Origin of the sequence: Pseudonocardia sediminis (assembly GCF_004217185.1) — a bacterium.
In the GTDB taxonomy this organism is placed as follows: Bacteria; Actinomycetota; Actinomycetes; order Mycobacteriales; family Pseudonocardiaceae; genus Pseudonocardia; species Pseudonocardia sediminis.
The window spans coordinates 5,574,858-5,600,227 of the sequence record NZ_SHKL01000001.1; the positions used below are offsets into that span (position 1 = coordinate 5,574,858).

36 protein-coding genes are annotated in these 25,370 nt (G+C 71.4%); 5 read left to right on the forward strand and 31 right to left on the reverse strand.

Annotated features, from left to right (window positions below):
* Window positions 1–79 precede the first annotated feature (79 nt).
* Window positions 80–1,582, reverse strand: coding sequence for a type VII secretion protein EccB (eccB, locus tag EV383_RS26030; RefSeq protein ID WP_165438508.1), 1,503 nt, complete (start codon window positions 1,580–1,582; stop codon window positions 80–82).
* A gap of 103 nt (window positions 1,583–1,685) precedes the next feature.
* Window positions 1,686–2,165 (reverse strand): nucleoside deaminase, encoded by a 480-nt coding sequence (locus tag EV383_RS26035; RefSeq protein WP_207223664.1) that lies wholly within the window; start codon window positions 2,163–2,165, stop codon window positions 1,686–1,688.
* A gap of 104 nt (window positions 2,166–2,269) precedes the next feature.
* Between EV383_RS26035 and EV383_RS26040 the strand changes: the two genes are divergently transcribed.
* The 5 genes from EV383_RS26040 to EV383_RS26060 are packed head-to-tail and all read left to right on the forward strand — an operon-like array spanning window position 2,270 to window position 7,508.
* A complete protein-coding gene (locus tag EV383_RS26040) occupies window positions 2,270–3,865 on the forward strand; it encodes an ABC transporter substrate-binding protein (RefSeq protein WP_207223665.1) in 1,596 nt (531 codons plus the stop codon).
* Window positions 3,862–4,872, forward strand: coding sequence for an ABC transporter permease (locus EV383_RS26045; RefSeq protein WP_207223666.1), 1,011 nt, complete (start codon window positions 3,862–3,864; stop codon window positions 4,870–4,872). Before EV383_RS26040 ends, EV383_RS26045 begins: the two co-directional genes overlap by 4 nt.
* Complete coding sequence (locus EV383_RS26050) at window positions 4,865–5,806, forward strand: ABC transporter permease (protein ID WP_130292366.1); 942 nt, start codon at window positions 4,865–4,867, stop codon at window positions 5,804–5,806. The genes EV383_RS26045 and EV383_RS26050 overlap by 8 nt, the downstream gene beginning before the upstream one ends.
* Window positions 5,803–6,828 (forward strand): ABC transporter ATP-binding protein, encoded by a 1,026-nt coding sequence (locus EV383_RS26055; RefSeq protein WP_242623321.1) that lies wholly within the window; start codon window positions 5,803–5,805, stop codon window positions 6,826–6,828. Before EV383_RS26050 ends, EV383_RS26055 begins: the two co-directional genes overlap by 4 nt.
* Before the next feature lie 2 nt (window positions 6,829–6,830).
* Window positions 6,831–7,508 carry an ABC transporter ATP-binding protein gene (locus EV383_RS26060; protein WP_242623322.1) on the forward strand — a complete coding sequence of 226 codons (678 nt, stop codon included), beginning with the start codon at window positions 6,831–6,833 and terminating at the stop codon, window positions 7,506–7,508.
* A 13-nt stretch (window positions 7,509–7,521) separates the two neighbouring features.
* Here the strand turns inward: EV383_RS26060 and truA are convergent, their stop codons facing one another.
* The 29 genes from truA to rplV form a co-directional block, all read right to left on the reverse strand.
* Complete coding sequence (gene truA, locus EV383_RS26065; RefSeq protein WP_278044885.1) at window positions 7,522–8,316, reverse strand: tRNA pseudouridine(38-40) synthase TruA; 795 nt, start codon at window positions 8,314–8,316, stop codon at window positions 7,522–7,524.
* 83 nt (window positions 8,317–8,399) lie between these two features.
* Entirely contained in the window at window positions 8,400–9,272 is an 873-nt protein-coding gene (gene rplQ, locus EV383_RS26070; protein WP_130292368.1) for a 50S ribosomal protein L17, read from the reverse strand.
* A gap of 2 nt (window positions 9,273–9,274) precedes the next feature.
* Complete coding sequence (locus EV383_RS26075) at window positions 9,275–10,321, reverse strand: DNA-directed RNA polymerase subunit alpha (protein WP_130292369.1); 1,047 nt, start codon at window positions 10,319–10,321, stop codon at window positions 9,275–9,277.
* A gap of 120 nt (window positions 10,322–10,441) precedes the next feature.
* Window positions 10,442–11,047 (reverse strand): 30S ribosomal protein S4, encoded by a 606-nt coding sequence (gene rpsD / locus EV383_RS26080; RefSeq protein WP_130292370.1) that lies wholly within the window; start codon window positions 11,045–11,047, stop codon window positions 10,442–10,444.
* Between the two features lie 16 nt (window positions 11,048–11,063).
* A complete protein-coding gene (gene rpsK / locus EV383_RS26085) occupies window positions 11,064–11,474 on the reverse strand; it encodes a 30S ribosomal protein S11 (RefSeq protein ID WP_130292371.1) in 411 nt (136 codons plus the stop codon).
* Entirely contained in the window at window positions 11,474–11,854 is a 381-nt protein-coding gene (gene rpsM, locus EV383_RS26090) for a 30S ribosomal protein S13 (RefSeq protein WP_130292372.1), read from the reverse strand. Before rpsM ends, rpsK begins: the two co-directional genes overlap by 1 nt.
* 178 nt (window positions 11,855–12,032) lie before the next feature.
* Window positions 12,033–12,146 (reverse strand): 50S ribosomal protein L36, encoded by a 114-nt coding sequence (rpmJ, locus tag EV383_RS26095; protein WP_130292373.1) that lies wholly within the window; start codon window positions 12,144–12,146, stop codon window positions 12,033–12,035.
* 61 nt (window positions 12,147–12,207) lie between these two features.
* The gene (gene infA, locus EV383_RS26100) at window positions 12,208–12,429 is read right to left on the reverse strand and encodes a translation initiation factor IF-1 (protein WP_010228514.1); all 222 of its coding nucleotides are present in this window, start codon (window positions 12,427–12,429) and stop codon (window positions 12,208–12,210) included.
* A 238-nt stretch (window positions 12,430–12,667) separates the two neighbouring features.
* The gene (locus EV383_RS26105) at window positions 12,668–14,059 is read right to left on the reverse strand and encodes an NAD(P)(+) transhydrogenase (Re/Si-specific) subunit beta (protein WP_130292374.1); all 1,392 of its coding nucleotides are present in this window, start codon (window positions 14,057–14,059) and stop codon (window positions 12,668–12,670) included.
* Window positions 14,059–14,436, reverse strand: coding sequence for an NAD(P) transhydrogenase subunit alpha part 2 (locus tag EV383_RS26110; protein ID WP_130292375.1), 378 nt, complete (start codon window positions 14,434–14,436; stop codon window positions 14,059–14,061). Before EV383_RS26110 ends, EV383_RS26105 begins: the two co-directional genes overlap by 1 nt.
* Window positions 14,436–15,620: a Re/Si-specific NAD(P)(+) transhydrogenase subunit alpha gene (locus EV383_RS26115; protein WP_130292376.1), complete on the reverse strand. Its 1,185-nt coding sequence runs from the start codon at window positions 15,618–15,620 to the stop codon at window positions 14,436–14,438. The genes EV383_RS26110 and EV383_RS26115 overlap by 1 nt, the downstream gene beginning before the upstream one ends.
* Window positions 15,621–15,699: 79 nt before the next feature.
* Window positions 15,700–16,548, reverse strand: a complete 849-nt coding sequence (gene map / locus EV383_RS26120) for a type I methionyl aminopeptidase (protein ID WP_130292377.1) — start codon at window positions 16,546–16,548, stop codon at window positions 15,700–15,702.
* A gap of 17 nt (window positions 16,549–16,565) precedes the next feature.
* Entirely contained in the window at window positions 16,566–17,120 is a 555-nt protein-coding gene (locus tag EV383_RS26125; RefSeq protein ID WP_130292378.1) for an adenylate kinase, read from the reverse strand.
* 140 nt (window positions 17,121–17,260) lie between these two features.
* A complete protein-coding gene (gene secY, locus EV383_RS26130) occupies window positions 17,261–18,571 on the reverse strand; it encodes a preprotein translocase subunit SecY (RefSeq protein WP_130292379.1) in 1,311 nt (436 codons plus the stop codon).
* Between the two features lie 261 nt (window positions 18,572–18,832).
* On the reverse strand, window positions 18,833–19,300 hold the full coding sequence (gene rplO, locus EV383_RS26135; RefSeq protein ID WP_130292380.1) for a 50S ribosomal protein L15: 468 nt from the start codon (window positions 19,298–19,300) through the stop codon (window positions 18,833–18,835).
* Window positions 19,297–19,482, reverse strand: coding sequence for a 50S ribosomal protein L30 (gene rpmD / locus EV383_RS26140; protein ID WP_130292381.1), 186 nt, complete (start codon window positions 19,480–19,482; stop codon window positions 19,297–19,299). Before rpmD ends, rplO begins: the two co-directional genes overlap by 4 nt.
* A 2-nt stretch (window positions 19,483–19,484) precedes the next feature.
* Entirely contained in the window at window positions 19,485–20,135 is a 651-nt protein-coding gene (gene rpsE / locus EV383_RS26145; RefSeq protein ID WP_130292382.1) for a 30S ribosomal protein S5, read from the reverse strand.
* Window positions 20,136–20,208: 73 nt separating this feature from the next.
* Complete coding sequence (gene rplR, locus EV383_RS26150) at window positions 20,209–20,622, reverse strand: 50S ribosomal protein L18 (protein ID WP_278044853.1); 414 nt, start codon at window positions 20,620–20,622, stop codon at window positions 20,209–20,211.
* Window positions 20,622–21,161, reverse strand: coding sequence for a 50S ribosomal protein L6 (rplF, locus tag EV383_RS26155; RefSeq protein WP_130292383.1), 540 nt, complete (start codon window positions 21,159–21,161; stop codon window positions 20,622–20,624). Before rplF ends, rplR begins: the two co-directional genes overlap by 1 nt.
* 16 nt (window positions 21,162–21,177) lie before the next feature.
* Window positions 21,178–21,576, reverse strand: a complete 399-nt coding sequence (gene rpsH, locus EV383_RS26160) for a 30S ribosomal protein S8 (RefSeq protein WP_130292384.1) — start codon at window positions 21,574–21,576, stop codon at window positions 21,178–21,180.
* 100 nt (window positions 21,577–21,676) lie between these two features.
* Complete coding sequence (locus EV383_RS26165) at window positions 21,677–21,862, reverse strand: type Z 30S ribosomal protein S14 (protein ID WP_130292385.1); 186 nt, start codon at window positions 21,860–21,862, stop codon at window positions 21,677–21,679.
* A 5-nt stretch (window positions 21,863–21,867) separates the two neighbouring features.
* Entirely contained in the window at window positions 21,868–22,440 is a 573-nt protein-coding gene (gene rplE, locus EV383_RS26170) for a 50S ribosomal protein L5 (protein WP_130292386.1), read from the reverse strand.
* A 1-nt stretch (window position 22,441) separates the two neighbouring features.
* Window positions 22,442–22,768, reverse strand: coding sequence for a 50S ribosomal protein L24 (gene rplX, locus EV383_RS26175; protein ID WP_130295054.1), 327 nt, complete (start codon window positions 22,766–22,768; stop codon window positions 22,442–22,444).
* Window positions 22,769–22,781: 13 nt separating this feature from the next.
* Entirely contained in the window at window positions 22,782–23,150 is a 369-nt protein-coding gene (gene rplN, locus EV383_RS26180; RefSeq protein WP_130292387.1) for a 50S ribosomal protein L14, read from the reverse strand.
* Between the two features lie 8 nt (window positions 23,151–23,158).
* Window positions 23,159–23,428, reverse strand: coding sequence for a 30S ribosomal protein S17 (gene rpsQ / locus EV383_RS26185; protein ID WP_130292388.1), 270 nt, complete (start codon window positions 23,426–23,428; stop codon window positions 23,159–23,161).
* Window positions 23,425–23,670, reverse strand: coding sequence for a 50S ribosomal protein L29 (gene rpmC / locus EV383_RS26190; RefSeq protein ID WP_130292389.1), 246 nt, complete (start codon window positions 23,668–23,670; stop codon window positions 23,425–23,427). The genes rpsQ and rpmC overlap by 4 nt, the downstream gene beginning before the upstream one ends.
* Window positions 23,670–24,089 carry a 50S ribosomal protein L16 gene (gene rplP, locus EV383_RS26195; RefSeq protein WP_130292390.1) on the reverse strand — a complete coding sequence of 140 codons (420 nt, stop codon included), beginning with the start codon at window positions 24,087–24,089 and terminating at the stop codon, window positions 23,670–23,672. Before rplP ends, rpmC begins: the two co-directional genes overlap by 1 nt.
* A gap of 3 nt (window positions 24,090–24,092) precedes the next feature.
* Window positions 24,093–24,932 (reverse strand): 30S ribosomal protein S3, encoded by an 840-nt coding sequence (gene rpsC, locus EV383_RS26200; protein ID WP_130292391.1) that lies wholly within the window; start codon window positions 24,930–24,932, stop codon window positions 24,093–24,095.
* Window positions 24,932–25,357, reverse strand: a complete 426-nt coding sequence (rplV, locus tag EV383_RS26205; RefSeq protein ID WP_130292392.1) for a 50S ribosomal protein L22 — start codon at window positions 25,355–25,357, stop codon at window positions 24,932–24,934. Before rplV ends, rpsC begins: the two co-directional genes overlap by 1 nt.
* Window positions 25,358–25,370: the final 13 nt, after the last annotated feature.

Consider the following 25,370-nt stretch of genomic DNA (forward strand, 5'->3'; position numbering starts at 1 on the left):
CGATATCCACGCACGACCGCGTGTGGCCGGTGCGATGATCGGACGGCGCCGGGCCGTGCGCGGGCCACGGGGCCGACGGTCAGCCGGGCGGAAGGACGTCCGCGATCTCCCGGACCGCGCCCAGGTCCAGGGCCGGGGCGCGGGGCAGCAGGCGCAGGGCCTCCTCCGGCGCACGGCCGGTCGTGGTCGTCCCGAGCGCGGCGGCCGTCCGGTCGTCGGCGACACCGACGAACACCCCGGCGCTCGAGAGCAGCCACCGCGTGCCGCCGCCGGTGCTGCCGCGCGACTCCACCGGCCCGGGACCGGTCGCCGCCAGCACGACGGCGTCGAGCCGCGGCCCGGCCCCGTCCGCCCCGGCCAAGTCGATCGTGACCGCCCCGGCCGCCACCGGCAGCCGGTCGGTCGCGACGACGCCGCTGCGCCCGTCGCGCCACGTCCAGCACAGCGTCGGGATCGACGACGGGTCGGCGCGGGCGATCCGCGCCGCCGGCCAGCCGTCGGTGTCCAGCGTGCCGGACAGCGTGCTCTGCGCGACCTGGCCCTGCGCCAGCGTCGCCGGTTCGCCCTGCCCGCTGCGGGCCAGGACGGCGTCGGCGAGGGTGACCGGGACCGGAGCCAGACCGCCCGCGCGACCCGTCGCGGCGTCCGGTCCGAGCACCACGTAGTAGGAGGGTTCGGCGCCCAGCGGGTTGCTCGTCACGACGTCCCCGGCCCGGCCGAGACCGGCGACGGTGACGCCCGCGTCGATCTCGGGTGTCCGCAGTGGAGCACCCTCCGGCAGCGCCGAGAGCAGCCCGTCGCTGACCTCGCGGGTGGGCACGCCGAGCACGCCGAGTGCCGCCATCGCGGCCCGGTCGGACGTGTCGACCCGGTGCCGGACGCCGTCGAGGACCACGTAGGACGACCCGCCGCGGCCGGCCACCAGCAGTCCGGGCGCGGGCCCCGACGGCGCGCCCAGGGCGCCGGCGAGCACGGTCGTCGTACCCGGCCCGGCCCCCTCGGCGCGGGGGTCGGCCTGCGTGTCGCAGACCGCCCACGCCGGCGGGACGGGCGGGCCGTCCGGGCGCACCCCGACCGCACCGGCGACCGCGGCCGGAGGGGTGCGCGGCGCGGTGGCGAGCGTGTCGTCGGAGACGGTCGCCGGCACCGCCGTCCCGCCCTGCTCGCCGAGCGCGGCGAGCACCAGCCGTCCGGCGACGAGGTTCGCCACCGGGACCAGCCGCCTCGGCTCCGGGGTGACCACGTAGACGGTGCCGGACCGGTCCCCGACGACCATCTGCTTCTGCTGCCAGTCGGTCGCCGGTGAGAGCTTCGCCAGCAGCCCGGCCACGCCGAGGGCCAGCAGCCCGAGCAGCACCCCGGCGAACGCGGCGCGCCGCTGCGAGCGGATCTGCTCGTGCAGCGGCACGGGGTCGGCCCGGATCAGCGCGGCCTCCAGACGGCGCTGACCGAAGCGGTAGGCGTCGACCTGGTCGCGGGTCGCCGGCGCGCGCAAGGTCCGGGTACCGCTCTCCGCAGGCGGTGCGGCCGCATCGTGGGCCGGGGCGGGATCCGCTGCCGGACGGGTGTCGGCGGCGGTCACGAGATCCCGTCCCGCGGGGACGGGTGCGGTGCAGGCGTGGGCACGGGCCGACGGTAGGCAGCGCTCCGGACTCCCGGCCCCGATCGCCGGGAACGGGGTACTTCTACTCCGGCGCGACCCCGATGTCCTCGTTCCACAGCTCCGGCGACGCCGCGACGAACTCCTCCATCAGCGCGACGCACCGCGCGTCGTCGAGCACGGTGACCGCGACGCCGTGCTCGGCCAGCCAGTCGTGCCCGCCGGTGAACGTGCGGCTCTCCCCGACCAGCACCGCGCCGATGCCGAACTGCCGGACGAGCCCGCTGCAGTACCAGCACGGGGACAGCGTCGTGACCATCGTGGTGGCCCGGTAGTCGCGCTGGCGCCCGGCGTCGCGGAACGCGGCCGTCTCCCCGTGTACCGACGGGTCGTCGTCCTGCACGCGGCGGTTGTGCCCGCGCCCGAGCACCGTCCCGTCCGGCCCGAGCAGCGCGGCCCCGATCGGGATCCCGCCGCTCGCCAGACCGATCCGGGCCTGCTCCAGCGCGACGTCCATCCAGGACGGATCCGCCTGCGCGGCACGTCCACGCTCTCCGCTCGTCATCCGGCCGAGCCTGCCACGACCGGCGTCGTCGCAGCGCACGCACACGGCGATGCCGAAATCAAGGCGTTGCCTCTCGATCTCTACTGCCCATAATGTGCCGTTGCGTGAGCCGTGTCCGCATCGCCGCCGTCTCGGTCCTCGCCGTGCTCGCCGTGGGCGCCACGGCCTGCACCGCCCCGACCTCCGGCCCCGCCGCCACCCCGTCATCGATGGTGCTGGCCGACGGGTACGAGCCCGACGACCTCAACCCGCTGCTCGGGTTCGGGCAGGAGGGCGCGTCGAAGATCTACGACGGGCTCTACGGCCACGACGCCGACCGGGTGCTGCAGCCGCGCCTGGCCGCGGCACCGGCCACCGCGGCGCCCGACGGTCGATCGTGGACGGTCCCGCTGCGCACCGGCGTCTCGTTCCACGACGGCACCGCCTTCGACGCCGCGGACGTCGTGGCGACCTACCGCGCGATCCTCGACCCGTCCCGAGCGTCGACGATCCGCTCGTCGCTGCCGATGCTCACCGGCGTCGAGGCGACCGGCCCGGCGACGGTCCGGTTCGACCTGAGCTACCCGTTCCTGGAGTTCCCGGGACGCCTGACGCTCGGGGTCCTGCCCTCGGAGGCGCTCGCCGCCCCCGGGCCGCTGGCGAACTCCCCGGTCGGCACCGCGCCGGTCGGCACCGGGCCCTACCGCCTGGGCGAGTGGCGCAAGGGCTCGTCGATGACGCTGGAGGCGAACAGCGCCTACTGGGGCGGCGCACCGGCGGTGCAGCGGATCACGATCGTCTTCGCCACCGACGACAACACCCGCGCCCAGCGCGTCGCCGCCGGTGAGTTCGACGGCACCGTGCTGCCGCCGGCGCTGGCCCGCTCGGTCGCCGACGGCGGCGCCGCGCAGGGCCTGGTGCTGCGCGAGCACGCCAGCGCCGACTACCGCACCGTCACGATGCCGTTCGCGAACCCGGTGACGGCCGACCCGGCGATCCGCGCCGCCCTCAACCGCGCGGTCAACCGCCAGGGCATGATCGACGGGCTGCTCGCCGGTCAGGGCGAACCGGCCTCGACGCCGATCCCGTCGGTGCTGCCCGAGCTGGTCGAGCCGACCGCGGTGTTCGGCTACGACCCGGACGGGGCCGGGCGGATCCTGGACGCCGCGGGCTGGGTCCGCGGCCCGGACGGGACGCGATCGCGGGGCGGCACCCCGGCCCGGTTCACGCTGATGTACTCGGCCACCGACACCGTCCGCCGCGACCTGGCCCAGGCCTTCGCCTCGGACGCCCGCGCGGTCGGGGTGACCGTCGCGCTGGAGGGCCTCGGCCAGGAGGCGATCAAGGCCCGGCTGGGCCGCGACGCGATGGTGCTCGGCGGCGGCGACCCGTTCGACCCCGCGTTCAAGAGCTGGCAGCTGCTGGCATCGGCCAACGCCGCCGACGGCTACAACAACCCCGGCTCCTACCGCAACGCGGCCGTCGACGCCGCGCTCGACGCCGCGCTGCGCGCCCCGGACGAAGCGGCCCGCGCCGCGCAGGTCCGGCGGTTCCAGCAGGCCTACGTCGCCGACCCGGGCATGGTGTTCCTGGCCTTCCTCGGGCACAGCTACGTCAGCCGCGACCGCTGGGACGGCTACCGGCCCGTGGTGGAGCCGCACACGCACGGCACCACCTGGGGCCCGTGGTGGAACGTCGAGGACTGGACGCCGCGCACGTGAGCACGGGCCTCTCCCTCCCGGTCTCGCGCCGGCGCGGCCGGGAGGTCGCGCGGCTGGTCGGGACCCGGCTCGCGCTCGGGATCCCCGTCGTCGCGGCGGTCGCGGTGCTGGTGTTCCTGCTCGCCGCGGCGTCGCCGTTCGACCCGGTCTTCCAGTACTTCGGCGCCGGGATCCTCGACGCCCGCGAGTCCGACATCGCGGCCGTGCGCGCCCAGCTCGGGCTCGACGACCCGGTCGGGCTGCAGCTGCTGCGCTGGATCGGCGGGCTGCTGACCGGCGACCTGGGACAGAGCCTGTCGCTGCGCCAGCCGGTGGCCACGGTCATCGCCGAACGTCTGCCGTGGACGGTGCTGCTGGCGGTCGTGTCCCTCGTCGTGACCGTCGTGCTCTCGCTGGTCGCGGGCGTCGCCGCGGCGTGGCGCCAGGGCGGGTGGCTCGACCGGGCCGTCACCGCCGTCGGGCACACGCTGGAGGGCCTGCCGCCGTTCGTGCTCGCGCTGGGGGCGATCGCGGTGTTCGCCGTGGCCTGGCCGGTGCTGCCCGTCGCCGGGCTGACCGACGCCGGGGCGCCGGCGACGGTCGATCAGGTGGCACGGCACCTCGTGCTGCCCGCGGTCGTGCTCGGGGTGTCCCAGACGCCGTGGCTGGTGCTGCACGTGCGGGCCTCGCTCCTGGCCGCCCTCGACGACGACCACGTCACCGGCGCCCGCGCCCGCGGCCTCGCCGAGACCACGGTCGTGCTGCGCCACGCCCTGCCGACGGCGCTGCTGCCGTTCGTCACGGTGCTCGGCAACCGTCTGCCGGAGCTGGTCACCGGGGCGGTGCTGGTGGAGACGGTGTTCTCCTGGCCGGGCATAGCCGGGGCGGTGGTCACCGCCGCGCTCGCGGTCGACTTCCCGCTGCTCGGTGCGCTGACGCTGCTGACGACGGTCGCGGTGCTGCTCGGGTCACTGGCCGCCGACGTCGCCGTCGTCCTGCTCGACCCCCGGGTGGCCGCGGATGGTTGACCTCGCCCCGGCCCGCACACCGGGCCCCGCACCGTCCGACCCCGGGCCCGGCTCCTGGACCCCGGCCGGGCGCCGCCGTCCGGGCTCGCCGCGCGGCGGCCGCTCGGCCCGTCTCGGGCGCGCCCGGCTCGTCGCCGGGGCCGGCGGGCTCGCGGTGCTGACCCTGGCCGCGCTGCTCGTGCCGTGGCTCGGCGGGCTCGACGAGGGCGCCGTCGACTACACCGCGATCCGGCAGGCCCCCTCGCTCGCGCACCCGTTCGGCACCGACGGCGTCGGGCGCGACGTGCTGCTCCGCTCGTTCGCAGGGCTCTGGGTGTCGCTGCAGGTGGCGGCGGCCTGCGCGGTGATCTCGACGGTGATCGGGACCCTGTTCGGCGCCGCGTCCGGACTGCTCGGGGGCTGGCCGGACCGGCTCCTGATGCGGGTCGTCGACGGCGTCAACGCGGTCCCGCACCTGCTGCTCGGCATCGTCATCGTCGCGCTCTACCGGGGCAGCGTGCTCGCCGTGATCGCCTCGATCGGCCTGACGCACTGGACGACGGTGGCCCGGGTCGTGCGCTCGGAGGTGCTGTCGCTGCGCCGCCGCCCGTTCGTCGACGCGGCGATCAGCGGCGGCTCGTCGCGGGTCCGGATCCTGCGCCGGCACCTGCTGCCCGCCGTCGTGCCGCAGGCCGTGCTGTCCGCGGTGCTGATCCTGCCGCACGCGGTGTGGCACGAGACCGCGCTGAGCTTCCTGGGCCTCGGCCTGCCCCCGCACCTGGCGAGCCTGGGCAACATCCTCGGCGAGGGCCGTCAGGCGGTGCTGCTGGGGAGCTGGTGGATCGTGGTGTTCCCGTCGGTGCTGCTCGCCGTGACGACGCTGTGCGTGGCCGGGATCGGGGCGTGGTGGCGGGACCGGACGCTGCCCCGCCGGCGCTCGGAGCTGGCGCTGTGACCGGCGTGCCGGACACCCGCTCCCGCCCCGCGTCCCCGGAGGGCGGGACCGAGGGGGCCGCGCGCTCCGACGACGCCGTGCTCACCGTCGACGCCCTGGACGTGCGGTTCCGCCTCGGACGGGTGCGCCCGCGCTGGGTCCGCGCGGTCAGCGGCGCCACCCTGGCCCTGCGCCCCGGACGGCTGCTGGCCCTGGTCGGCGAGTCCGGCTGCGGCAAGTCCGTGCTCACCGAGGCGCTCACCGGGCTGCTGCCGGCCACCGCGTCCACACGGGGACGGGCACTCCTGCGGACCGGGGACGAGAGCCTGGAGCTGCTCACCGCCGGCGAGGACGTGCTGCGCGACCGGGTCCGCGGGCGTCTCGTCGGGCTCGTCCCCCAGTCCGCGGCCACCCACCTCACCCCGACCCGCACCGTCGGGGCGCAGCTGCGCGAGACGATGCGACGGCTCGGCGCGGACGGCACCGCGGCCGAGCTTGTCGAGCGCGTGCGGCTCGACCGCGGCGTCCTGGAGCTGTACCCGCACGAGCTCTCCGGCGGGACCGCACAGCGGGTCGGTCTCGCCGCCGCGCTGGCCGGGTCGCCCCCGGTGCTGCTCGCCGACGAGCCCACCGCCGGCTTGGACCGCCCGCTGGTCGACCACGCGATGGACACCCTCGCCGGGTTCGCCGGCGCCGGGCACGCCGTCCTGGTGATCACCCACGACCTGCGCGCCGCCCGCCGCGTCGCCGACGACGTCGCCGTGATGTACGCGAGCCGCCTGGTCGAGACCGGTCCCGCGTCGGACGTCTTCACCGACCCGTGGCACCCCTACACGGCGGGCCTGCTCGACGCGCTGCCCGACGCCGGGTTCCGCCCCGTGCCCGGGCACCCGCCGCAGCTCTCGGCGCTCCCGGACGGCTGCCCGTTCCTGGAGCGGTGCCCGGCGCACGCGGCCGACCCGTCGGCGTGCACCGACGACCCGCACCCGGTCACGTACGGCGACCGGACACTCGCCTGCCACGTCCCGGGGCGATCGCGGTGACCGTGCCCGATGTACAGCCGCCGGGGCTGGCCGGACGGGGCCTGGTGGCCGGGTGGCGGCGCGGGGCACGCGTCGTCGACGACGTCGACGTGACGGTGCGCCCGGGGCGCGTGCTCGGCGTCGCCGGCCCCAGCGGCTGCGGCAAGTCGACGCTGACCCGCGTCCTCGCCCTGCTGCACGCGCCCTGGTCCGGTTCCGTGGAGGTGGACGGCACGCCGGTGCGCCGGTTCCGCCACGGCGCACCGGTGGAGCTGCGGACCCGGATCGGGGTGGTGTTCCAGTCGCCCCGCGCGGCCACCGACCCGCGGATGACGCTGCACGACATCCTGGCCGAGCCGCTGCGCGCCACCCGCCGGGGCGACGAGCGTGCGGTGCGGGCCCGCGTCGACGAGGTCGCCGACGCCGTCGGCCTGACCGCCGAGCTGCGCACGCGTCGCCCGCACGAGGTCTCCGACGGCCAGCTGCAGCGGGCCTGCCTCGCCCGCGCGCTCGCGCCGTCGCCGGACTACCTGCTCTGCGACGAGATGACGGCGATGCTCGACGCGTCCACGACCGCGGCACTGGTCTCGGTCGTCGGCGAGGAGGTGACCGGCCGGGGGCTCGGCGTCCTGGCCGTCAGCCACGACGAGCCGCTGCTCGCCGCCTGGGCCGACGAGGTCCTCCGCCCCTGGGGCACCTGACGGAGCGGGTCGGTCAGGCCTGGCCCGGCACCCGGACACGACGGGTCTGCTCGGCCCGGGCGGCGAGCTCGGCGTCGTCGGGGTAGTCGACGCCCACGAGCGAGAGCCCGTGCGCGGGCGCCACGACGACCTCGCTGGCCCGGGCGGCCCGGCTCAGCAGGGAGGCGGGCCACTCCGGCGCCCGGCGGCCCCGCCCGACGTCGAGCAGCGCACCGACGAGGCTGCGCACCATCGAGTGGCAGAACGCGTCCGCCGACACCGCGGCCACCACGACGCCGTCCTCCCCGGGCGCGGGCGCCCAGGACAGCTCCTGCAGCGCCCGGACGGTCGTCGCGCCGTCGCGGCGCTTGCAGAACGCGGCGAAGTCGTGCTCGCCGAGCAGCAGCCCGGACGCGGCGTTCACCGCGTCGAGGTCCAGCGCGTACGGCCAGGCGACGGTGTCGCGGGCACGCAGGGGGTCCGCGCCGTACGGGGCGGTGGCGACGCGGTAGCGGTAGTGCCGGCGCAGCGCGCCGAACCGTGCGTCGAACTCCGCGGGGACCGGCGTGATCGCGCGGACCCGGACGTCGGCGGGCAGCAGCCGGTTCAGCCGCCGCACCAGCCGGTCCGGTTCGACCGACTCCGGCAGGTCGACGTGCGCGACCTGTCCGTCGGCGTGCACCCCGGCGTCGGTGCGCCCGGCGACGGTCAGCGACACCGGTTGGCGCAGCACGGTCGACAGCGACTCCGTCAGCACCCCGCACACGGTGCGCTGCGAGGGCTGCATGGCCCAGCCGGAGAAGTCGGTGCCGTCGTAGGCGATGTCCAGGCGGAAGCGCCGCGACGGGGCTTCAACGACGTCGAGCCCGCCGTCCGGGAGGACGGCGGGCTCGACTTCGGTGGTGCGGTCGGTCAGGAGTCGGCGTCCGTGGCCTCGTTCGCGTTCGGCGGGCGGAAGCCTGCGGCCTCCGCGTCACCGGGGGTGGCGAACCAGACCTCGGCGATGGTCCGGGCGTAGTGCCCCGACTCCGGAACGTGGTAGATCTTCGAGTCCTCGTTGCCCTTGACCGGGAAACCGGCCGGCGCCTCGGACTTGTCCTCCAGCGGGGCGTGGCTGCCCGCACCGTAGGGCGCGTCCTCGGTCGAACCGGACTCCTCGGCGGCCTCGGACGTGGCGTCCGCGGCCTCCTCGGCGGCCACGGCCGCGTCGACGGCACGGTCGGCCACGTCGCTGCCCGGCGCGGCCTCCTCGGCCTCGACCGCCGCGTCGAGCGCCTTCTCGGCGGCCTCGTCGGCGGCCTCGGCCGCCGCGGTGGCCGACTCGTCGGCGTCGGCGTCGGTGGTGTCGGCCGGGGCCGACGTCGCGGCCGGAGCCGCGCCACGCGAACCGGCAGAGCGACGTGCCCGGTCGGCCTCGTCGGCGACCGTCTTCGACTGGATCAGCTCGATGACGGCCATCGCGGCGTTGTCACCCTTGCGCGGCATCACCTTGGTGATGCGGGTGTAGCCACCGCTGCGGTCGGCGAAGAACGGGCCGATCTCGGTGCAGAGACGCTGGACGACGTCCTTGTCGCGGATCAGCTTCATGATCTCGCGACGGTTGTGCAGGTCGCCGACCTTGGCCTTGGTGATGATCCGCTCCGCATACGGGCGGAGACGGCGGGCCTTGGCCTCGGTCGTGGTGATCCGGCCGTGCTGGAACAGCGAGGTCGCCAGATTGGCCAGGATCAGCCGCTGGTGCGCGGCCGAACCGCCCAGGCGGGCACCCTTGGTGGGCTGTGGCATGGCTACAACTGCTCCGTTTCTGCGTAGTCCTGGCCGTCGTCGCCGAACGGCTGGTCCGGGTCGAACCCGTCGGAGCCGTACTCGGCGGCCGCGGCCGACGGGTCGAATCCGGGCGGGCTGTCCTTGAGGGCCAGGCCGAGACCGACGAGCTTCATCTTGACCTCGTCGATCGACTTGGCACCGAAGTTGCGGATGTCGAGCAGGTCGGCCTCACTGCGGCCGACCAGCTCACCCACGGTGTGGATGCCCTCACGCTTGAGGCAGTTGTAGGAGCGGACCGTGAGGTCGAGCTCCTCGATCGGCATCGCGAACGCCGCGATGGTGTCCGCCTCCTGCGGAGACGGTCCGATCTCGATGCCCTCGGCGTCCGTGTTGAGCTCACGAGCCAGGCCGAACAGCTCCACCAGGGTCTTGCCGGACGATGCCAGCGCGTCCCGGGGGCTGATCGAGGGCTTGCTCTCGACGTCGAGCACCAGCTTGTCGAAGTCCGTGCGCTGCTCGACACGGGTGGCCTCGACCTTGTAGGTGACCTTCAGGACCGGCGAGTAGATCGAGTCGACCGGGATGCGGCCGATCTCGGCGCCGGTGGCCTTGTTCTGCATGGCCGGCACGTAGCCGCGGCCCCGCTCGACGACCAGCTCGACCTCGAGCCGGCCCTTGTCGTTGAGGGACGCGATGTGCAGGTCCGGGTTGTGCACGGTGACGCCGGCCGGCGGCACGATGTCGCCGGCGGTGACCGCTCCCGGGCCCTGCTTGCGCAGGTACATCGTGACCGGCTCGTCCTCCTCGGAGCTCACCACGAGCTCCTTGAGGTTCAGGATGATGTCGGTGACGTCCTCCTTCACCCCCGGGACGGTGGTGAACTCGTGCAGGACGCCGTCGATGCGGATGCTGGTGACGGCCGCGCCGGGGATGGACGAGAGCAGGGTCCGGCGCAGGGAGTTGCCGAGGGTGTAGCCGAAGCCCGGCTCGAGCGGCTCGATGACGAACCGCGACCGGGTCTCGGTGACCGTGTCCTCGGTGAGAGAGGGGCGCTGAGAGATCAGCATGAATGTGCCTCCTATGCACCCGCGACAACCGCTATTTGATGTCGCGGATAGTGCCCAATGGCCGGCCCTGACGGGCCGGACGTCCGGGCCCCACCATTCGGGACCCGGGGGTGTCGAGCGCTACTTCGAGTAGTACTCGACGATGAGCTGCTCGGTGACCTGGGTGTCGATCTGAGCCCGCTCGGGCAGCTGGTGGACCAGGATGCGCAGGTTCGACGGGACGACCTGCAGCCACGCCGGCACCGGACGGTCGCCGAAGAGCTCCTTGGCGATCACGAACGGGTCCGTGTTCCGCGACTTCTCCTTGACGTCGATGACGTCGTAGCGGGAGACGCGGAAGCTGGGGATGTCGACCTTCTTGCCGTTGACCAGGAAGTGTCCGTGGTTCACGAGCTGACGGGCCATCCGCCGGGTGCGGGCCAGGCCGGCCCGGTACACGACGTTGTCCAGGCGCGACTCGAGGAGCTGGAGCAGCTCGTCGCCGGTCTTGCCCTCGCGACGGTGCGCCTCCTCGTAGTAGGTGCGCATCTGCTTCTCCTGCAGACCGTAGGCGAAGCGGGCCTTCTGCTTCTCCTGCAGCTGGAGCAGGTACTCCGTCTCCTTGATCCGGATCCGGCCGTGCTGGCCGGGCGGATACGGGCGACGCTCGAACGCCTGGTCGCCGCCGACGAGGTCGACCTTCAGCCGGCGGGACTTGCGGGTCATGGGGCCTGTGTAACGAGCCATGTCTGTGCTCCCTCCCCTAGACCCGGCGCCGCTTGGGCGGGCGGCAGCCGTTGTGCGGCTGCGGGGTGACGTCGGAAATGGTGCCGACCTCGAGGCCGGCTGCCTGCAGCGAACGGATCGCGGTCTCGCGGCCGGAGCCGGGACCCTTCACGAACACGTCGACCTTCTTCATGCCGTGCTCGGCGGCCTTGCGCGCGGCGTTCTCCGCAGCGAGCTGCGCGGCGAACGGCGTCGACTTGCGCGAGCCCTTGAGGCCCACGTGGCCGGACGAGGCCCAGCAGATCACGGCGCCGGTCGGGTCGGTGATCGTCACGATCGTGTTGTTGAACGTCGACTTGATGTGCGCGTGACCGTGCGCGACGTTCTTCTTCTCGCGGCGGCGGACCTTCTTGGCTCCGGCACCGCCCTGGCGTGTACGGGGCGGCATTACTTCTTACCTGCCTTCTTCTTGCCGGCGACGGTCTTCTTCGGACCCTTGCGCCCGCGGGCGTTGGTCTTGGTCCGCTGGCCGCGCACCGGCAGTCCGCGGCGGTGACGGATCCCCTGGTAGGACCCGATCTCGATCTTGCGGCGGATGTCGGCCTGCACCTCGCGGCGCAGGTCACCCTCGACCCGCAGGTGCTCCTCGATGTACTCGCGGAGCTTGGTGACGTCCTCGTCGGTCAGGTCCTTGGACCGCAGGTCCGGACTGATCGCGGTGCCCTCGAGGATCTGCTTCGAGCGGGTACGCCCGACCCCGAAGATGTAGGTGAGCGCGATCTCCATCCGCTTGTCGCGGGGGAGGTCTACGCCGGCAACTCGTGCCATGCGGCGGGTTCTCCTTCTGCTGTTCTCGGGCCAGGTCTGCCCGACGCCCGTCCCGGATGCCGCGTGCTGCTCCGGGCCCCGGCCTGGTTCCGGGGGTGTGTACCGGGCCCGTGTGGCCCGGCAGGTGCGTCGGGTGCTTCTGTGTTGCTGCGATCAGACGATCGCGACGAGCGACTGCTCAGCCCTGGCGCTGCTTGTGCCGCAGGTTCGAGCAGATCACGATGACCCGGCCGTTACGGCGGATCACCTGGCACTTGTCGCAGATCTTCTTGACGCTGGGCTTGACCTTCACGTCTTCTGCCTCTGTTTTCTGCGTGTCTCAGCTGGCGGTCGTGCGTGCCTGCCCTACGGTCCTACTTGTAGCGGTAGACGATGCGGCCGCGGCTCAGGTCGTAGGGCGACAGCTCGACCACCACCCGGTCCTCGGGGAGGATCCGGATGTAGTGCTGCCGCATCTTCCCGCTGATGTGCGCGAGGACCCGGTGCCCGTTCTCCAGCTCCACGCGGAACATCGCGTTCGGCAGGGGTTCGACGACCCGGCCTTCGACCTCGATCGCCCCGTCCTTCTTGGCCATGTCCTCCGCTATCCGTGACAGGTTCGGTGTGAACCGGGACAGCCCACACCCCGGCGAGCGACGAAACGACGGGACCTGGGGTGCGGAAGGCACGACGGAACCGGCGCCACGAGGCGCGCCGAATGACCAGTGTACGGACGTTGCGTGAACCGCTGCACGTGGGGTAGGGCACGAACGGCGTCGGCCCGCCCCCGGATTCGGGGACGGGCCGGACGAGGACGCGACGGCCGACGCGCCGCTACAGGGCCTTGAGCTCCTCGGTCACCTTCTCCACCGACGACTTCGCGTCGCCGAAGAGCATGGACGTGTTGTCCAGGAAGAAGAGCGGGTTCTCGATGCCGGCGAACCCGGAGCTCATCGACCGCTTGAGCACGATGACGTTGTGGCTCTGGTCGACGTTGAGGATCGGCATGCCGTAGATCGCCGAGCTCTTGTCGTTGCGCGCGGACGGGTTCGTGACGTCGTTCGCCCCGATCACGATCGTGACGTCGGTGCGGGAGAAGTCGTCGTTGATCTCGTCCATCTCCTTGAGCACGTCGTAGGAGACCTCGGCCTCGGCCAGCAGCACGTTCATGTGCCCGGGCATCCGGCCGGCGACCGGGTGGATCGCGTACCGGACGTCGACGCCCTTGGCCTCCAGCAGCTTGGCCATCTCCTTGATGGCGTGCTGGGCCTGCGCCACGGCCAGGCCGTACCCCGGCACCACGATGACGCGCTCGGCGTAGGCCATCTGGATCGCCGCGTCCGCCGCCGAGGTGGACTTGACGGTCTTGTTCGGGTCGTCGTCGGCCGCGGCCACCGAGGCCCCGCCGAACCCGCCGGCGACGATCGCCGGGATGGTCCGGTTCATCGCCTGCGCCATCTGGTTGGTCAGGATCGAACCGGACGCACCGACGATCATGCCGGCGACCATCATCGCCGTGTTGTTCAGCGCGAGGCCCGCGGCGGCCGCCGCCAGACCGGTCATGGCGTTGAGCAGCGAGATGACGACCGGCATGTCCGCGCCGCCGATCGGCAGCACGACCATCACGCCGAGGATCCCGGCCAGGACCAGCACCGCGACGATCCACAGCTGCGAGGTGTTGCCCGTCCCCGCGAACACGGCACAGACGATCGCACCGATCAGCAGGATCGCGTTCACCAGCTGCTGCGCCTTGCCCAGCCCGATCGGCGAGGACGAGAGGATCTCCTGCAGCTTGCCGAACGCGACCAGCGATCCCCAGAACGAGATCGAGCCGACGATCGCCGAGAACAGCGAGGCGACCACGAACACACCCGCCCGGCCCTCGAAGCCGGGCGTGGCCAGGAACTCCGACCAGGCGATCAGGGCCACCGTGCCGCCGCCGACACCGTTGAACAGCGCCACCATCTGCGGCATCTGGGTCATCTTGACCCGCCGGGCCGACGGGACGCCGAGGATCGTGCCGACCACCAGTCCGATGAGGATCCAGACGATGTTGTTCGCGCCGTTGACGATCACCACGCCCAGCACCGTGAGCATCGCGATCGCCATGCCGACCGCGGCGATCCAGTTGCCGCGGACGGCGGTGCGGGGCCCGGTCAGGCCCATCAGGCCGTAGATGAACAGGGCGAAGGCGATCAGGTAGAGGACCGGCTCGACGATCTCCATCACGCGCCGCCCTTCGCTGCCTTCTCGGCGGTCAGGGTCTGGGCGTCACCGTCGCCGGTGTCCTTCTCGGCCCCCGGCTTCGGCGGCTGCTTGCCCTTGAACATGCCCAGCATGCGGTCGGTGACGAGAAAGCCGCCGATCACGTTGATCATTCCGAACGCGATGGCGACGGTGAGCAGGATGATCTCCAGCACCGTCGCGTTCTCCAGCTCGCCGAGCACGATCATCCCGCCCAGCACGACGATCCCGTGGATCGCGTTCGTGCCCGACATCAGCGGGGTGTGCAGCGTGTTCGGCACCTTCGAGATGACGGCGAACCCGACGAACCCGGCCAGGACCAGGATCGCGATGTTCGCCAGCAGGCTGCCCGATTCCATCAGCTCTCCTCCTTCGCGTCCGCGTCCCCGGCCGGTGCGGCGGGAGCGTCGCGGGTGACACAGCTCTTGGCCAGGACCTCGTCGTCGAAGTCCGGTTCCAGCACGCCGTCGGAGAGCATCAGCTCCAGCAGCGCCGTGATGTTGCGGGCATAGAGCTCGGAGGCGTGCTCCGGCATCGTGGCCGGCAGGTTCAGCGGAGACGCGATCGTCACGTCGTGCTTGACGACGGTCTGCCCCGGCTCGGTGAGCTCGCAGTTCCCGCCGCCCTCACCGGCGAGGTCGACGATCACGCTGCCCGGCCGCATGCCCTCCACGGCCTTCGCGCTGACCAGCCGTGGCGCCTCCCGGCCCGGGACCTGCGCGGTGGTGATCACGACGTCGAAGCCGGTGATCGCCAGCTCCAGCTGCTCCTGCTGCTTGCGGCGCTCGTCGTCGGAGAGCTCCCGGGCGTAGCCGCCCTCGCCCGCCGCCTCGATGCCGAGGTCGAGCCACTGCGCGCCGAGCGACTTCACCTGGTCCGCGACGTCCGGGCGGACGTCGTAGCCGGTGGTGCGCGCACCGAGGCGCTTGGCCGTCGCCAGCGCCTGCAGGCCCGCGACGCCGACGCCCAGGATCAGCGCGGTCGCGGGCTTCACGGTGCCGGCCGCGGTGGTCAGCATCGGGAAGAAGCGGGTCGACTCCTGCGCCGCGACCAGCACGGCCTTGTACCCGGAGACGTTCGCCTGCGAGCTCAGCGCGTCCATGCCCTGCGCACGCGAGATCCGCGGGATCGACTCCATCGCGAACGCCTGCACACCGGCCGACCTCAACGCCTCGATCGTCTCGGGCGACGTCAGCGGGGCCAGGAACCCGATCAGCGTGCTGTCGCGTCCCAGCTTGCTGATCTCGTCCTGCGTCGGAGGCGCCACCTTGACCACGACGTCGCACGACCAGGGATCCCCGATCGTCGCGCCGGCGTCGGTGAACGCCTCGTCCGGGATCAGCGCCTCGAGCCCGGCACCGGACTCGACGACGATCTCGGCCCCACGCTTCTGCAACTTCTCGATGACCTTGGGGACGAGCGCCACCCGGCGCTCACCCTCCACCGACTCCTTCGGCACACCGACCGACGTCGTCCGTCCCGGTGTCGACTCTCGCTTCGCCTGCGCTTCGCTCGGTGGCGACTGCCCGGCCTCTTCGCCCATGCGCAGAACCTAGAGCAACAACGACCCCGGTGCCGTCTCCATGTGACACCCGTCCTCACCGGAGTGGCGGGATGACCGATCAAGAACCGAGGACGGTGTCCTCATCGGCCGGAGCGGTCAGCAGCCACGGCCCGTCCTCGGTCACCGCGACCGTGTGCTCCCAGTGCACCGCGCGCCCGCCCGAGGCGGTGACGACGGTCCAGCCGTCCTCGAGCTCGACGGTCTCCGGGTCGCCCGCGGTCAGCATCGGCTCGACGGCCAGCGCCATCCCGGGACGCAGCTTCGGCCCGTGGCCGGCGTCGCCGTGGTTCGGCAGGAACGGGTCCATGTGCATCGACGTGCCGATGCCGTGCCCGCCGTACTCGGCGACGATCCCGTAGTCGGCGCCGTCCCGGTTCGCCGCCTCGCGGCAGGCCTCCTGGATGGCGAACGAGACGTCGGTCAGCCGGGCGCCCGGGCGGACGGCGGCGATCCCCGCGGCCAGTGCACCCCGGCACGCCTCGGACAGCGCCAGGTCCGCCGCGGCGACGTTCCCGACCGGGATCGTCACGGCCGCGTCGCCGTGCCAGCCCTCGAGGATCGCCCCGCAGTCCACGGAGATCAGGTCCCCCTCGGCGAGGACGAGCGACGGCGACGGGATCCCGTGCACGATCTGCTCGTTCACCGAGGCGCAGATGCTGCCCGGGAACCCGTGGTAGCCGAGGAACGACGGCACCGCGCCCGCGGCCCGGATCGTCTGCTCGGCGACGGCGTCGAGATCGGCCGTGCTCACACCCGGCTTCGTCTGCTCGACGACCGCGGCCAGGGTCGACGCGACCAGCGCACCGGCCGCCCGCATCGCCTGCAGCTGGCCCGGGGTCTTGAGCTCGATGTCGCGTCCGCGGTAGCGCGCGATGGCGCCCAGCAGACCGGTCCGGCCGGAGTTCACTTCGCCGTTCTCTCCCTCTACGCCCCGCGGTTGTCCAGCGCGGTGAACACCCGCTCGGTGATCTCGTCGACCTCGCCGACGGCGTCCACGACGACCAGGCGGTCCGCGTAGTACTGCAGCAGCGGGAACGTCTCGTCCCGGTAGACCTGCTGACGGTTGCGGATGACGTCCTCGTTGTCGTCGCTGCGGCCGCGCGCGAGCAGCCGCTGCACCACGACCTCGTCGTCGACCTCGAACTGCACGACCGCGTCGAGCTCCAGGCCCTTGTCCTTCAGGATCTCGCCCAGCGAGCCGGCCTGCGACGTCGTGCGCGGGAAGCCGTCGAGGATGAAGCCCTTCGCGGCGTCGGAGTCGCCGAGGCGGTCCTTGACCATCGCGACGGTGACCTCGTTGGGCACCAGGTTCCCGGCGTCCATGTAGCGCTTCGCCTCGAGACCGAGCTCGGTCTCGTCCTTGAGGTTCGCCCGGAACAGGTCACCGGTCGAGATGTGCGGGACGTCCAGCCGCTTGGCCATCTGCTCCGCCTGGGTTCCCTTGCCCGCACCGGGCGGGCCAACCAGAACGAGTCGCACGCGAACCCGACCTCCCCTAGCTCTTTCGTGATCCGGCTCCGTCGCCGGCTGGGACAACACTGCTACATGCGCACCGACGACGTTGGGACGGGCGGCGAACGTCACGCGAGAAGTTCACGGGAGCGCCACGCGCGGCGAGCCTAACGCAGGAAGCCCTCGTAGTTGCGCTGCATGAGCTGGCTCTCGATCTGCTTCAGCGTGTCCAGGCCCACGGTCACCATGATCAGGACCGCGGTGCCGCCGAACGGGAAGTTCTGGTTCTGGCCGCTGCCGGTGATCCCGAGGAAGAAGTTCGGGAGCACCGCGATCAGGCCGAGGTACAGCGAACCGGGCAGCGTGATGCGGCTGAGCACGAAGTTCAGGTACTCCGCGGTCGGCCGGCCGGGCCGGATACCGGGGATGAAGCCGCCGTACTTCTTCATGTCCTCGGCACGCTCGTCGGGGTTGAACGTGATGCCGACGTAGAAGTACGTGAAGAAGATGATCAGTGCGACGTACAGGATGATGTGCAACCAGTTGGACTGGTCGACCAGATAGGTCTGGACGAACTGCTGGAAGGCTCCGCCGTCGTTCCCGGCGAGCCGGGCGATCAGGTCGGGCAGGTACAGCAGCGAGCTACCGAAGATCACCGGGACGACGCCGGCCTGGTTCACCTTGAGCGGGAGGTAGGTCGACGTGCCGCCGTACATCCGCCTGCCCACCATGCGCTTGGCGTACTGGACGGGGATGCGGCGCTGGCCGTTCTCGACGAACACGACGCTCGCGATGATGGCCAGACCGAACACGCAGACACCGGCGAAGACCAGCCCGCCCGCGTTGTCCAGGATCTGCTTGCCCTCGGCGGGGATGCGGTGCGCGATCGAGGCGAAGATCAGCAGTGACATGCCGTTGCCGACGCCGCGCTCGGTCACCTGCTCACCGAGCCACATGACGACGGTCGTACCGGCGGTCATCACGATCACGATGATGCTGAGCGTGAAGATGCTGGAGTCCGGGATGACCGGCAGGGTGCAGTTGCCGAACAGCTGCCCCCGTTCGGCCAGGGCCACGAAGCCGGTGGACTGCAGGATCGCGATCCCGATCGTCAGGTACCGCGTGTACTGCGTCAGCTTGGCCTGGCCGGACTGGCCTTCCTTCTTCAGCTGCTCGAACCGCGGGATCACCACCTGCAGAAGCTGCACGATGATGCTGGCCGTGATGTAGGGCATGATGCCCAGCGCCAGGATCGAGAGCTGCAGCAGCGCGCCACCGGAGAACAGGTTGATCAGCGAGTAGACGCTGGAGTTCTCGCCGCCCTCCACCTGGCGCACGCACTCCTGGACGTTCACGTACGACACACCCGGCGAGGGGATGTTGGCACCCAGCCGGTAGATCGCGACGATGCCCAGGGTGAAGAGGATCTTCTTGCGGAGATCCGGAGTGGTCAGGGCCGACCGGAACGCGCTGAGCACTCGGTGATCCTCCTACGACGTCGGCGGCCCGACGCCGCCTCCTCGCCGGCCAGAACGGCCCGGCCGGATGTGGGACCGGAGTCCTGCCGCTGCGAGAGCGGTCCGAGCCGGTGACCGGCCTCGTCTCGCCACCGTGACGGTGGCGGGGACTCCGAAACCCCGTGCGGCGACTCTAACAGCGGCCACACAGCAGTTCGGCGCCGCCCACGGGCCCGCCCGACCCGTAGGGGTCGGGGAGCGGCCGTGGACGGCGCCGGGGAACTACAGCTCGGAGACGGACCCGCCGGCTGCCGAGATCTTCTCGCGCGCGGACGCGGAGAACTTGTGCGCGCTGACGGTCAGGGTGATGCCCTCGAGCTCACCCTCCCCCAGCACCTTCACCAGCTCGTTGCGGCGGACCGCACCGGCGGCGACCAGCTCGGCCACGCCGACCTCGCCACCGTTCGGGAAGAGCTGGGCCAGGTCGCCGATGTTGACGACCTGGTACTCGACCCGGAACCGGTTCTTGAAGCCCTTGAGCTTGGGCAGCCGCATGTGCAGCGGCATCTGCCCGCCCTCGAAGCGCGGCGACACGGTCTTACGGGCCTTCGTACCCTTGGTGCCTCGCCCGGCGGTCTTGCCCTTGCTGCCCTCACCACGTCCGACGCGGGTCCGGGCCTTCTTCGAGCCCGGGGCGGGACGCAGGTCGTGCAGCTTGATGACGCCGGGGGTGGTCTCGTTGTCGCTCATGAGCCGACCTCCTCCACGGTCACGAGGTGGCGCACCGTGTGGACGTAGCCGCGGGTCTGCGGGTCGTCCTGACGCTCCACCGACTGCCGGATCTTCTTCAGGCCGAGCGAGCGCAACGTGTCGCGCTGGTTCTGCTTGCAGCCGATCCGGCTCTTCGTCTGGGTGATCTTCCAGGTCGCCATGGTCAGGCCCTCGCAGCCTCGGCCGCGGCAGCCCGCGCCCGCATCATCGACACCGGGGCGACGTCCTCGAGCGGCAGGCCACGACGCGCGGCCACCTCCTCGGGACGCTGGATCGAGCGCAGCGCGGCCACCGTCGCGTGCACGACGTTGATCGCGTTGTCGCTGCCCAGCGACTTCGACAGGATGTCGGAGATCCCCGCGCACTCGAGCACGGCGCGCACCGGGCCACCGGCGATGACACCGGTACCGGGGCTGGCCGGGCGCAGCATGACCACACCCGCCGCCGCCTCGCCCTGCACCCGGTGCACGATCGTGCCCCCGATGAGCGGGACGCGGAAGAAGCTCTTCTTGGCCTCCTCGACACCCTTGGCGATCGCCGCGGGCACCTCCTTGGCCTTGCCGTAGCCGATGCCGACCAGGCCGTCACCGTCGCCCACGATCATCAGGGCGGTGAAGCTGAAGCGACGACCACCCTTGACGACCTTGGACACCCGGTTGATCGTGACGAGCCGCTCGATGTACGGGGTCTTGTCCTGCGCCCCGCCGCGGCCGCCGCCCTGACGGTCCCGGCCGCCGCCGCTGCGGTTGTCGTTGCTCGGGCCGCCGGAGCCTGCGGGGCCTCCGGGGCCGTCGCGCCGTGCACGTCCCGGCATCAGACGTTCCCTTCAACTGTGTCAACGGTCCGACCCTGCGAGCAGGTCGTCCGCATGATCTGCGTGTCGTTCATCAGAACTCCAGGCCTCCCTCGCGGGCGGCGTCCGCCAGCGCGGCGATCCGGCCGTGGTAGGCCAGGCCACCGCGGTCGAACACGACCGCCGTGACGCCGGCGGCCTTGGCGCGGGAGGCGATGAGCTCCCCGACCTTGGACGCCTTGGCCTTCTTGTCGCCGTCCAGCGCGCGGACGTCGACGTCCAGGCTCGAGGCCTGGGCCAGCGTGTGACCGGCCAGGTCGTCGATCAGCTGCACGGTGATGTGCCGCGAGCTGCGGTTCACCGAGAGACGGGGACGGTCCGGGGTACCGGAGATCTTCTTGCGCAGCCGGACGTGCCGGCGGGTACGCGAGTCGCGCCGCTTGCGCGACACCTGGGAGGCCATCCGCCGCCGGGCGGCACCGGAGACCGTGCTGTTCGTCTCGGCCATCACTTACCCGTCTTTCCGACCTTGCGGCGGATCTGCTCGCCGGCGTACCGCACGCCCTTGCCCTTGTACGGGTCCGGACGGCGCAGCTTGCGGATGTTGGCAGCGGTCTCGCCGACCAGCTGCTTGTCGATCCCGGTGACCGAGAAGCGCGTGGGCGACTCGACGGCGAACGTCACGCCCTCCGGCGGCTCGATGACGACCGGGTGGCTGAAGCCCAGGGCGAACTCGAGGTTGGAACCCTTGAGCTGGACCCGGTAGCCGACGCCGTGGATCTCGAGCTTCTTCTCGTAGCCGGCGCTGACGCCGACCACGATGTTGTTGACCAGCGAGCGGGACAGGCCGTGGAAGGCCCTCGTCTCGCGCTCCTCGTCGGGACGCTTGATCAGCACCGTGCCGTCGTCGTCGCGCTCGACCGTGATCGGCTCGACGACGGTGTGCGACAGGGTGCCCTTGGGGCCCTTCACGGTGACCGTGCGGCCGTCGATCGTGACGTCGACTCCGGACGGGACGGTGATGGGCAGCTTTCCGATGCGGGACATCGTCAGTTCTCCCTTCTCACCAGACGTAGGCGAGGACTTCCCCGCCCACGCCACTCCGGTAGGCCTGCTGGTCGGTCATCAGACCCTGCGAGGTCGAGATGATCGCTACGCCGAGGCCTCCGAGGACCCGCGGCAGGTTGGTCGACTTCGCGTAGACGCGCAGACCGGGCTTGGACACGCGTCGCACGTTGGCGATGCTGCGCTCCCGGTTGCGGCCGTACTTGAGCTCAATGACCAGGGACTTGCCGACCTCGGCGTCCTCGGTGTGGTGCGACGCGATGTAACCCTGCTTCTGCAGGATCTCCGCGATCGCGACCTTCAGCTTCGAGTGGGGCATCACCACGCGGTCGTGGTAGGCCGAGTTCGCGTTCCGCAGACGGGTCAGCATGTCTGCGATCGGATCGGTCATCGTCATGATGTGAACTTCTTTCCCGCCGTGGTTCCCCCGAGTGCCGAGCGGCGTGCGCTCGTCACCGCCGAGGGCCTGTGGCGATAGGAAACGGCTGGTGGGTTTGTCACCAGCTGGACTTGCTCACGCCCGGCAGCTCGCCGGCGTGTGCCATGTCGCGCAGGCACACGCGGCACAGCCCGAACTTGCGGAACACCGCGCGCGGACGCCCGCACTTCTGGCAGCGGGTGTAACCCCGCACGGCGAACTTCGGCTTCTTGTTCGCCTTGTTGACCAGCGCCTTCTTCGCCATCGTGCTCAGCTCTCCTTGAAGGGGAAGCCCAGGTGGCGCAGCAGCGCCCGGCCCTCGGCGTTCGTGGTCGCCGTCGTGACGACGGTGATGTCCATGCCGCGCGGCCGGTCGATGTTGTCCGGGTCGATCTCGTGGAACATCGACTGGTCGCTGACACCGAACGTGTAGTTGCCGCGGCCGTCGAACTGGTTGCCGGACAGCCCGCGGAAGTCGCGGATACGCGGCAGCGCGATCGTCAGCAGCCGGTCCAGGAACTCCCACATCCGGTCGTTGCGAAGGGTGACCTTCGCGCCGATCGGCATGCCCTCGCGCAGCTTGAACTGCGCGATGGACTTGGTCGCCTTGCGGATCTGCGGCTTCTGGCCGGTGATGATGGCCAGGTCGCGCAGGGCACCGTCGATCAGCTTCGAGTCACGGGCGGCGTCGCCGACGCCCATGTTCACGACGACCTTGACCATGCCCGGGACCTGCATGACGTTCTTGTAGCCGAACTCCTCGCGCAGGGCGGGGATGATCTCGTCGCGGTACCGCGTCTGGAGACGCGGGTGGGTCTTCTCCGTCTGCTCTGCAGTCGTCATCTCAGATCTCCTTCCCGTTGCGCTTGGAGATCCGGACCCGGCGGGACTTGCCGTCGTCACCCTCGACGGTCTTCTTCCCGATCCGGGTCGGGGTGCCGTCCGAGTCGACGACCATCACGTTCGAGACGTGGATGGCAGCCTCCTGCGTGACGATCCCGCCGGACTCCGCACCGCGCTGGTTCTGGCTGATCCGGGTGTGCTTCTTGATCCGGTTCACACCCTCGACCAGCAGACGCTCACGCTCGGGGTAGACCTGGATGACCTTGCCCTTGGCGCCCTTGTCCTTGCCGGCGATCACCTGGACGGTGTCGCCCTTCTTGACCTTCATCTTCGCCTTCATGTCAGAGCACCTCCGGAGCGAGGGAGATGATCTTCATGAAGCGGCGGTCGCGCAGCTCGCGACCGACCGGGCCGAAGATGCGGGTCCCTCGGGGCCCGTTGTCCGGACGGATCAGGACGGCGGCGTTCTCGTCGAACTTGATGTAGCTGCCGTCCGGGCGACGCTTCTCCTTGACCGTGCGCACGATGACCGCCTTGACGACGTCACCGCGCTTCACGCCGGCACCGGGGATGGCCTCCTTGACCGAGGCGACGATGACGTCGCCGATCCCGGCGTAGCGCCGCGCCGAGCCGCCCAGCACCCGGATGCACAGGATCTCCTTGGCACCGGTGTTGTCGGCGACGCGCAGTCGCGACTCCTGCTGGATCACTGTGTCTCCTACTTCGCCTTCTCGAGGATCTCCACGAGCCGCCAGCGCTTAGTGGCCGACAGCGGGCGGGTCTCCATCAGGCGGACACGGTCACCGATGCCGGCCGTGTTGCCCTCGTCGTGCGCCTTGACCTTGCTGGTCCGGCGGATGACCTTGCTGTACCGCGGGTGCTTGACCCGGTCCTCCAGCGAGACGACCACGGTCTTGTCCATCTTGTCGGACACGACCAGGCCCTCGCGGACCTTGCGTTCCCCGCGCGTGCTCTCGTCGTCGCTCATGCCGCGCCCTCGTTGTCGATCGGGGCAGCGGACAGGCCCAGCTCACGCTCGCGCATGACGGTGTAGACCCGCGCGATGTCGTGGCGGACGGCCCGCAGCCGCCGGTTGTTGTCCAGCTGCCCGGTCGCCATCTGGAAGCGCAGGTTGAACAGCTCTTCCTTGGCCTCGCGAACGCGCACCGTGAGCTCCTCGTCGGAGAGCTCACGCAGCTCGGCAGCCTTGGTGCCACCGCTGGTCGCCATCAGATGTCACCACCCTCACGGGTCACGATCCGGCACTTCATCGGCAGCTTGTGGATGGCACGTCGCAGCGCCTCGCGCGCGGTCTGGTCGTTCGGGAAGCTCATCTCGAACAGGACCCGGCCCGGCTTGACGTTGGTGACCCACTTCTCCGGCGAACCCTTACCGGAACCCATACGGGTCTCGGCCGGCTTCTTGGTCAGCGGGCGGTCCGGGAACACGTTGATCCAGACCTTGCCACCACGCTTGATGTGCCGGTTGATCGCGATACGTGCGGACTCGATCTGACGGTTCGTGACGTAGGCCGGCTCGAGAGCCTGGATGCCGTAGTCGCCGAACGAGACCTTCGTGCCGCCGGTCGCCATTCCGGTCCGGTGCGGGCGGTGCTGCTTGCGGTGCTTGACCTTGCGTGGGATCAGCATGGCTCAGGCCTCCCCACCCTCGCTCGGAGTGCCGCTGGTGGTCGCGGTCGTCTCGGCCGGGGCCTCGGCGGTGGCGACGCCACCGGACGCCGCGGCACGACCGGCCTCGGTGCTGGTGGCCGTGGTGCCCGAGGCACCCGAACGCCGGCGGGCCGGACGCTCGCGACGGGGTGCGCGGTCGGCCGCGGCCGCAGCCGGGGCTCCCTCGCGACGACCACCGACGACGTCACCCTTGTAGATCCAGACCTTGACGCCGATCCGGCCGAACGAGGTGCGAGCCTCGAACAGGCCGTAGTCGATGTCGGCGCGCAGCGTGTGCAGCGGCACCCGGCCCTCGCGGTAGAACTCCGACCGCGACATCTCGGCGCCGCCCAGACGTCCGGAGCACTGCACCCGGATGCCCTTGACCTGCGGCGAGCGCATGGCCGACTGGATCGCCTTGCGCATCGCACGGCGGAACGCCACGCGGTTGGACAGCTGCTCGGCCACGCCCTGCGCGACGAGCTGGGCGTCCGACTCGGAGTTCTTGACCTCGAGGATGTTGAGCTGGACCTGCTTCTTGGTCAGCTTCTCGAGGTTGCCCCGGATGCGGTCGGCCTCGGCGCCGCGCCGGCCGATCACGATGCCCGGACGCGCGGTGTGGATGTCCACCCGCACGCGGTCCCGGGTCCGCTCGATCTCGACCTTGGAGATGCCGGCCCGCTCCATGCCCTTGGAGAGCATGCGGCGGATCTCGACGTCCTCCTTGACGTACTCCTTGTACTGCTTGTCCGCGTACCAGCGGGACTTCCAGTCCGTGGTGATGCCCAGACGGAACCCGTGCGGGTTGATCTTCTGCCCCATCAGCGGGCCCTCCCCTTCGCACCACGACGTCCGCCGCCGGCCGTACCGGCCGGACGGGACTCGACCTCGATGGTGATGTGGCTCGTCCGCTTGCGGATGCGGTACGCACGCCCCTGGGCGCGCGGACGGATCCGCTTCAGCGTCGGGCCCTCGTCGACCATGGCCACGGCCACCACGAGGGTGTCCGGGTCCAGGCCCAGGTTGTTCTCGGCGTTGGCCGCGGCGCTCGCCACGACCTTGGCCACCGGCTCGGCGGCGGCCTGCGGCGAGAACCGCAGGATCGCCAGCGCCTCGGACACCGGTACTCCGCGGACCAGGTCCACCATGCGCCGGCACTTCATCGGCGACATGCGGACGAACCGCGCCACGGCGTGCGCTCGAGTCAGCTCGAGCGCGGTGCCGGTGGTCTCGGCTGTGTCAGCCATCTTCTCCACCTCT